The sequence below is a fragment of the Deltaproteobacteria bacterium genome (assembly GCA_009929795.1).
Taxonomy (GTDB): domain Bacteria; phylum Desulfobacterota; class Desulfovibrionia; order Desulfovibrionales; family Desulfomicrobiaceae; genus RZZR01.
Genome location: RZZR01000115.1, coordinates 1 through 7,302, shown reverse-complemented (window position 1 = coordinate 7,302; position 7,302 = coordinate 1). Strand labels below are relative to the sequence as shown.

9 protein-coding genes are annotated in these 7,302 nt (G+C 59.3%); 2 read left to right on the top strand and 7 right to left on the bottom strand.

Going from position 1 to position 7,302, the window contains the following annotated elements:
- On the bottom strand, positions 1–653 hold a 653-nt coding region (locus EOM25_10870; protein NCC25678.1), incomplete at its 3' end, for a radical SAM protein.
- 80 nt (positions 654–733) lie between these two features.
- On the opposite strand from EOM25_10870, the gene EOM25_10865 reads away from it, so the two are divergent.
- Positions 734–1,033: an integration host factor subunit alpha gene (locus EOM25_10865; GenBank protein NCC25677.1), complete on the top strand. Its 300-nt coding sequence runs from the start codon at positions 734–736 to the stop codon at positions 1,031–1,033.
- Here EOM25_10865 and EOM25_10860 read toward each other — a convergent pair.
- The 6 genes from EOM25_10860 to acs form a co-directional block, all read right to left on the bottom strand.
- The gene (locus EOM25_10860; GenBank protein ID NCC25676.1) at positions 1,020–1,817 is read right to left on the bottom strand and encodes a septal ring lytic transglycosylase RlpA family protein; all 798 of its coding nucleotides are present in this window, start codon (positions 1,815–1,817) and stop codon (positions 1,020–1,022) included. The genes EOM25_10865 and EOM25_10860 overlap by 14 nt on opposite strands.
- The gene (locus EOM25_10855) at positions 1,814–2,218 is read right to left on the bottom strand and encodes a YjbQ family protein (protein ID NCC25675.1); all 405 of its coding nucleotides are present in this window, start codon (positions 2,216–2,218) and stop codon (positions 1,814–1,816) included. Before EOM25_10855 ends, EOM25_10860 begins: the two co-directional genes overlap by 4 nt.
- Before the next feature lie 68 nt (positions 2,219–2,286).
- On the bottom strand, positions 2,287–3,030 hold the full coding sequence (locus EOM25_10850; GenBank protein NCC25674.1) for a tRNA threonylcarbamoyladenosine dehydratase: 744 nt from the start codon (positions 3,028–3,030) through the stop codon (positions 2,287–2,289).
- A gap of 41 nt (positions 3,031–3,071) precedes the next feature.
- Complete coding sequence (locus EOM25_10845) at positions 3,072–3,665, bottom strand: hypothetical protein (protein ID NCC25673.1); 594 nt, start codon at positions 3,663–3,665, stop codon at positions 3,072–3,074.
- A 19-nt stretch (positions 3,666–3,684) separates the two neighbouring features.
- Positions 3,685–4,239, bottom strand: a complete 555-nt coding sequence (locus tag EOM25_10840; protein ID NCC25672.1) for a hypothetical protein — start codon at positions 4,237–4,239, stop codon at positions 3,685–3,687.
- Between the two features lie 212 nt (positions 4,240–4,451).
- The gene (gene acs / locus EOM25_10835; protein NCC25671.1) at positions 4,452–6,377 is read right to left on the bottom strand and encodes an acetate--CoA ligase; all 1,926 of its coding nucleotides are present in this window, start codon (positions 6,375–6,377) and stop codon (positions 4,452–4,454) included.
- A gap of 173 nt (positions 6,378–6,550) precedes the next feature.
- Here acs and EOM25_10830 point away from each other — a divergent pair.
- Positions 6,551–7,302 (top strand): methylenetetrahydrofolate--tRNA-(uracil(54)-C(5))-methyltransferase (FADH(2)-oxidizing) TrmFO (locus tag EOM25_10830; GenBank protein NCC25670.1); only part of this gene is annotated, 752 nt, incomplete at its 3' end.

Here is a 7,302-nt window from a genome sequence, read left to right as displayed (position 1 = left end):
TTTTTGAGGGCCAGGCATGGGTAGAGGCGGACGATATCGGGCCCGAGGGCTATGGCCTGATCAACATCCCGGTGGAATCCGTCCGGAGTTTGCCCCGGGATGCCGGGCATGAGTTGTAGGCCGAGTTCAAGTCCCGCCTGCCTGACCATGGCGCAGGCGGCCAGGATTTCGGATCGGCCGTGGCCTCGATTCGAGCGAGATAAGCAGTCATCGTCAAATGTTTGGGCCCCGAATTCGACCATGTCCAGTCCCATTTTTCGCATCCGCTCAAGTTCCCGTATGGACACGGTGTCGGGCCGGGTCGAACAGCGGACATGCGTGACGATTCCCTTTTTTTTGTATGGGTCGATGCAGGCCAGGAAGGCGGTCCTCCAGCGCTCGGGAAGGGCCGTGAAGGTTCCGCCGAAGATACCGACGGCCATGGGAGCCCCTGTCTGGTCAAGATCGGACCGGAGCCGCTCCAATATCTGGTCCAGAGTGGGGGATCCGGTTCCAGTCTGGCGGTCTTGCGCACAAAAGACGCAGCGGCGGGGGCATCCGTAGAAGGGAATGAACACTGGTAGGATGGGCCCCCGCAGGGAGCGTGGCTCAGGAAAGGGGACCGTGATCCGAGCGGATTCGGTCTGTGATCGGTCGATTTTGGCCGTTGACATGGGTTCTCTTCCGTGCCAGATTCGTTCAATAATGAATTTGGGGGGATAGCAAAACGTTTCCCCTCGAGAAGGAGGAAGTCATGACCGAACCCAAGACGCTGACCAAGGCCGACATCGTGGACACCATCTATGACACCTTGGATACCAAGAACCGAGCCGAGGTCAAAACCCTGGTCGAAGGTCTTCTCGATCTGATTAAAAAGGCCATCAAGAAAGACCACGCCCTGTTGAGCAGCGGCTTTGGAAAGTTCGAGGCCTACGACAAGAACGCCCGCAAGGGGCGGAATCCCCAGACGAGCGAAACCATCACCCTGCCTCCCCGCAAGGTGGTGGTCTTTCGCATCTCCCGTAAGTTCAGAAACGAACTCAATCCGCTATGACGAAGCTGGACGGGGAAATCTCCATCAGGCGATTTCTGGCCCGTTCGGCTTCCTCCAGGGTGGTGAACACACCGGCCTGGACCCGGTAGAGAGTCTGCCCGTCGATTACGACCTGGACCATTCTGGCCCTGGAGTATCCGAGGGCAGCTAGCCTCTCGCGCAAGTTTCCGGCATTGGCCCTTATAGAGAAGGATCCGACCTGAACATAGAAGGTTCCGGGGATTCCGTGCGGCCATCTGCCCTCGGCTCTGACGCTGACTCGGGCCGTTCCCGGACCGATCATCTCCAATTGCCTGGCGGCCTCGTAGGAAAGATCAATGATCCGGTTCTTGGCGAAGGGGCCACGATCGTTGACCCGGACTATGATGGTCTTTCCGTTCTCAAGATTGGTGACATGGACCTTGGTCTGCATGGGCAGGACGCGATGGGCACAACTCGGCTCGTACATGTTGAAGACTTCCCCGCTGGCAGTACGCTTGCCGTGAAACTTGGGCCCGTACCAGGAGGCCACCCCTGTTTCGGAGTAGCCCGAGGCGTCGGTCAGAGGATGGTAGGTCTGTCCGAAGACCTCGTAGGGCTTTCCCGTGGGAGGCTTGGCCGGCTTTGAAGGGGCGGGTCTGGGCGTCTGGTCCTGCGGAGGGCAGATCTGAGGCACCAGCCGGGGTTTTTCCGGACTTCGATACGTGGGAGGGGCCTGTTTCTTGGCGCATCCGGCTCCGAACAGCGCCAGGACAAAAAGGGCGATGAGAGCCGCAGGCCATGCGGTCGTTCTGAATGTCTTCATGGTCGCTCCTGACGAATCCATTGAACCCAGCATTGCCGGGGACGGGGGCCGTCGAATTCAGCCAAGAAGATCTTCTGCCAGGTTCCGAGACAGAGGATTTTTTCGTGGACGATGACCTGCACCGATGAACCCACGAGGGCCGTCTTGAGATGGGCGTCGCTGTTGCCTTCGGCATGGTGGAACATGGCACGCTCCGGGACCATGACCTTCAAGTGGGCAAGGATGTCTCGGCAGACGTTGGGATCGGCTCCCTCGTTGATGGTCAGGCCCGCTGTGGTGTGAGGGCTGAACACGGTCACCACGGTAGATTCCAGTCCGTTGCGCCGAATCACCTCCCGCACCAGGGGGGTGATGTCCAGCAATTCCTCCCGCCGGGAAGTCATAAGTTGCAGTGTTTCCATGCTGAGTCCTTGATTGGGAGATCGTGCGGCTCTTTCTTCGGCCAAGCTAGACCGGCCGGTCCAGAAGTTCAAGGCCTGTCGGGTTCGGTGTCCAGGATCAGCCGGATGGCCTCGGCCGCGGCGGCCAGGCCGAAGGCGGCGGTGACAGGCATGAAGCTTCCAAGAGGCCGGGGTCCCGGGGCATCCAGCAGTCCGTTTGATTCGTGGGGGGGGAGCCGGGTCGATTTGATCGGGGGTTCCTCGGAGAACACGCATCTAATGCCGGTGGTAACTCCATGCGAGGCCAGAGTCCTGCGAATAGTCCTGGCCAGAGGACAGACCCGGGTGGATGACAGATCGTCCACCCGCACCCGGGTGGGATCCATGCGGAGGGCCGCACCCATGCTGCTGACCACGGCCCGCCCGGATGCCTGCAATCGGAGCAGAAGCTCGGTCTTGGAGGCCACAGTGTCGATGGCGTCGATGATGACGTCAGCCGGACGTTCGAGCACCAAGGGCACGGAGGCGGCGTCCAGGAATATCTCTAATGGTTCGACCATACAGTCGGGTGCGATTTCCCTGACCCTGCCGGCCGTGACTGAAACCTTGGAATGGCCGACTGTGGAGTCCAGGGCCAGAATTTGGCGGTTGATGTTCGTGGAATCGAAGCGGTCGAAGTCGATCAGGGTCAAGCGGCCAATGCCCGATCGGACCAGGGCCTCGACTGCCATGGATCCCACGGCACCGAGACCGCAGACGAGGATCCAGGAGCGCATGAGCCTTTGCAGGCCCTGCGGGCCGAGGCAGAGGGCCAGACGGGAAAAATGGGACATGAGGGTGGCGGGCCGCCTTCATGGCGGCCCGCCGAAAGAGTTCAGTTGGTCTGGGACAGACTTCCGACGCTCGTTTCCGGAGCCTCGGGCTTGCGAAGCATGGCCCTGATGTTGGAGTCCAGAGGAATGGCCTGATCCCACGAGGAAATGAGCAGGTCGTCGGCGCTGCCGATCATCCTGACCGAGACGTAGACCGTGCTGCTGGCCACGGCGTAGGTTCCGACGGCCACGGCCTGAACGTTCTGATTGGTGGCGATGTCCCGCAGATCACGGGAGAGAGCGAATTCCCCGGATTGTTTGCGGACGAAGATGTCCTTTTGGGACATCTTAAGCTCCTTGACCAGAAAACCCTGACGGGAGAGGCCGGAAGCCAAAAGTTCGGAGAAGATACGACCGAATCGCGAGGATTCCTGGACATTATCGACGTTGACAAGGCTGGTGACGATGATGGGCACATCGGGCTGCATGTTGGCAAGAAGACCGGCGGTCAGGTCCGCTGATGCGTTCCGTGCCTCGGCGATGAGATCGACCGGGGGCGGCCCGGTGACATCTTGTTTTTGTCGTTTCAAAGCCGTGCAACCTACGGCCAGGATAAGGGCGATAAGGCAGAGGGCCGACGTTTTCAGTATGTTCATGGCGTTCTTCCGTGTTTGGCTAGTTGGTCACGCTGAAGTCTTTTTCTCCGGTGTCAACTCGGAGTACCCTGTACATCTCCTGGTCCAGATCATTGATGTAGTAAATGGAGTTGACCTTGGCCAGGCAGATGTTTCCGTCGATGACGCTGGCGGTGACGATGACCTCCCTATGGGGCATGGAAGTCTGCCTCCAGCCGTGAGACATCTGGTTGTTGCGTTCGGGATGATAGAGCATCTGGACATTGTATTCGATGTGCATGGAGCCGTCCTGCCGGAGCTTGATGGTCATGCCTCTGTCGATCAAGGCCTCGGACAAGAGTTCGTAGAAGGCCTTGTTGAATTGGGTGGAGGTGTTCTGGGCCAGATAGATGGAATGCACAGAACCAATTTTGGTCATGAAGGCCTGATGGATGTCTTCCGCCACGTCTTTGGCGAGGAGGTCCCAGTGATAGGCCGCCTGCATCTTCTGCTGCTCGCTGTATTCGTAGGTGACCGGATGGGGGACTTGGTTGGCGCAACCGATCGTGAACGACGCGGCTGCAACGACGCAGAACAATCTAATGATAAAGTTCATTCCTTCCTCCTCGTAAAGGTGATGCGACGGATCAGAGGCAAAGACGATTCGTTCCGGCTGTACCAGCCTGTTTGTGGATGCGCACCCTACATTTAGTTCTGGATATGTGCAAGGACCGTTCACCCGTAGACAAAAAAATCATGCCGAAGTCACACAATGAAAAAGGCCGGCTTTGCGGGCCGGCCATGTAACGGTCTGGGAGGAAGGCCGATTCAGTCTTCCAAGGTGGAGGTGTCGCCGACTTCCTGGCCCAGTTCCTGGGCCTTGAGGATGCGGCGCATGATCTTCCCGCTCCTGGTTTTGGGGAGTTTTTCCCGGATCTCGATGCTTTTGACCACGGCCACGGGCCCGAGCTCCTTGCGGATATGGGTCTTGAGGGCCTTGATCAGCTCGTCCTGGTCCTCGATGACCCCGGCGTCTTCGCTCAGGATGACAAAGGCCTTGGCAACCTCGCCCTTGATGGGGTCGGGGATGCCGATGACCGCAGCCTCGGCCACGGTCCTATGGGAGACCAGGGCGCTCTCCAGTTCGGCTGAACCGATGCGGTGACCAGCGATGTTCAGGACGTCATCGGAGCGGCCCTGGATCCAGATATAGCCGTCCTCGTCCTTGCGGGCCATGTCCCCGGCCAGATAGACTCCGGGGATCTTGCTCCAATAGGTCTCGACGTATCGGTCGGGGTTTTTGTACAGACCCCGGAGCATGGACGGCCAGGGCTTCTTGACGACCAGGAGACCTCCCATGCCGGGGGGAACAGGCTGTCCGTCCTTGTCAACGACATCTACCTCAATGCCGGGCAGAGGCTTGTTGACCGACCCGGGCTTTAAGAGGGAGACTGGGAAGGGGCTGATCATGAACGATCCGGTCTCGGTCTGCCACCAGGTGTCCATGACCGGACACTCGGAGCGTCCGATGTTCTTGTAGTACCAGACCCAGGCCTCGGGGTTGATCGGCTCGCCCACCGATCCGAGCAGACGAAGGGTCGAAAGGTCGTGCTTCTTGGGATACTGGGTTCCGAAGCGCATGAGCATGCGGATCAAAGTTGGGGCCGTGTAGAGGATGGTGACTCCGTACCTGGAGATGATGTCCCACATGCGGTCGGCCTGAGGATAGAGGGGGTGCCCCTCGTAGAGAACGGTGGTCGTGCCGGCAATGAGCGGTCCGTAGACCACGTAGCTGTGGCCCGTGATCCAGCCCACGTCGGCCGTGCACCAGAAGATGTCCGTGGGTTTGATGTCGAAGACCCAGTTGAGGCTTCGGTTGATACCGACCATGTACCCGCCGTGGGCGTGGACGATACCCTTAGGTTTGCCCGTAGTTCCCGAACTGTATAGCAGGAAGAGGGTGTCGTTGGCGTCCATGATTTCGGTGGGCGATTCCGGGCTTTCCTGGCGGACCAGAGCGTCGTACCAGATGTCCCGGGAGTCCTGCATCTCGACCTCGACATTGGCTCGGTGGACCACGACCATGGTCTCGACGCACTCGCATCCTCCGACCAGGCTTTCGTCGACGATGGTCTTGAGGTTGACGGCCCGACCGTTGCGGTAGAATCCGTCGGCGGTGATGATGAGCCGCGGCTCGGCGTCGTTTATACGATCACGCAGGGCCTTGGCCGAAAAGCCAGCGAAGACCAAGCAGTGGATGGCTCCGACCTTGGCCACAGCCAGCATAGAGATGACGGCCTCGGGCAGAGGGGGCATGTAAATGATGACCCGGTCGCCCTTCTTGATGCCCAGAGAGCGAAGGGCGTTGGCGAAGCGGTTTACAGCCCGGTAGAGTTCATAGTAAGTAAATTTTTTGGTGTCGCCGGCTTCGCCCTCCCAGATCAGGGCCAGCTTGTTCTTGTTGGCCGTTGTGATGTGTCTGTCCAGGGCGTTGTAGACGATGTTGCATTTGGCTCCAGGGAACCAGTCGAAAAACGGTTTGTTGGAGTCGTCCAGGACCTGCTTCCATTTCTTGAACCAGTCCAGTTCCTTGGCCGCATCTTCCCAATAGGCCAGATGGTCCTCGTTGGCATTCCTGACCGCGGCCTCGTATTCCTGAGGGTTGACGTTGGCCTCGATGACCATCTGAGGCAATGGCCTGAACACTCGCTCTTCGTGTAGCAGGGAATCCAAGGCGGCACTGTTTTCTTCCATTGCGTCCTCCTTACACGTCGGCGGATGGTCAGTGTGCGACCGGCACCTGTTCCGCCGCGAAGTGTGCTTTGTTTTGTCGCTAGAGACCCCAGGTACGCTGATCGAAGTCGCGAAGAGAGAAATAATCGCTCAAAGGTAAATCCGTGATGGTAAACGGTGAATGGGGAGGTGTCATGATCGATGACGATGGTAGCAAGCCTTGGCCAGTGCCCCGAGTGGCCGTTGTCGGAGGAGGATTGGCCGGCTGCGAGGCTTGCTGGGCACTGGCCCGACGGGGAATCGGAAGTGTCTTGTTCGAAATGAAGCCTTCGCGATTCTCCCCGGCCCATTGCCAACCGGGTTTGGCCGAACTGGTCTGTTCCAATTCCCTGCGTTCCAGGGAGGAGACATCCGCGGTGGGCCTGCTCAAGCTGGAGATGGCCGAACTCGGCAGTCTGGTCATGGAGGCGGCCGAGGTTTCGGTGGTGCCGGCCGGCAAGGCCCTGGCGGTGGACCGTAGGCTTTTTTCCAACCACGTCACTTCAAGGCTGGAGGCCGAGCCCTTGGTACGGATCGTTCGTCGGGAGGTTCTCGGGCTGGACGACTCGGTCCTGGACGGATTCGACAAAGTCATCGTGACTGCTGGGCCTCTGGCCTCGGAGAGTCTGACGGTCAGTCTGGAGCGGCTGGTCGGGTCGGTCGGCCTCTATTTTTACGATGCAATCGCCCCGATCGTGGTCGCTGCGTCGGTGGATATGTCCCGGGCCTTCTGGGCCTCTAGGTACAATCCAGAAGAAAAGGACTATCTGAACTGCCCGATGGACGAGGCTGAATACATGAACCTGGTCATGGAACTGCGATCAGGCCGACGGGTGTCCGCTAGGGACTTCGAGGACGAGATTCATTTCGAGGGGTGTCTTCCGGTGGAAGCCATGGCCGACCGGGG

Coding starts and splice junctions, on each gene's coding strand:
- EOM25_10865 (NCC25677.1), top strand. CDS start 734: ATGACCGAACCCAAGACGCTGACCAAGGCCGACATCGTGGACACCATC.
- EOM25_10860 (NCC25676.1), bottom strand. CDS start 1,817: ATGAAGACATTCAGAACGACCGCATGGCCTGCGGCTCTCATCGCCCTT.
- EOM25_10855 (NCC25675.1), bottom strand. CDS start 2,218: ATGGAAACACTGCAACTTATGACTTCCCGGCGGGAGGAATTGCTGGAC.
- EOM25_10850 (NCC25674.1), bottom strand. CDS start 3,030: ATGTCCCATTTTTCCCGTCTGGCCCTCTGCCTCGGCCCGCAGGGCCTG.
- EOM25_10845 (NCC25673.1), bottom strand. CDS start 3,665: ATGAACATACTGAAAACGTCGGCCCTCTGCCTTATCGCCCTTATCCTG.
- EOM25_10840 (NCC25672.1), bottom strand. CDS start 4,239: ATGAACTTTATCATTAGATTGTTCTGCGTCGTTGCAGCCGCGTCGTTC.
- acs (NCC25671.1), bottom strand. CDS start 6,377: ATGGAAGAAAACAGTGCCGCCTTGGATTCCCTGCTACACGAAGAGCGA.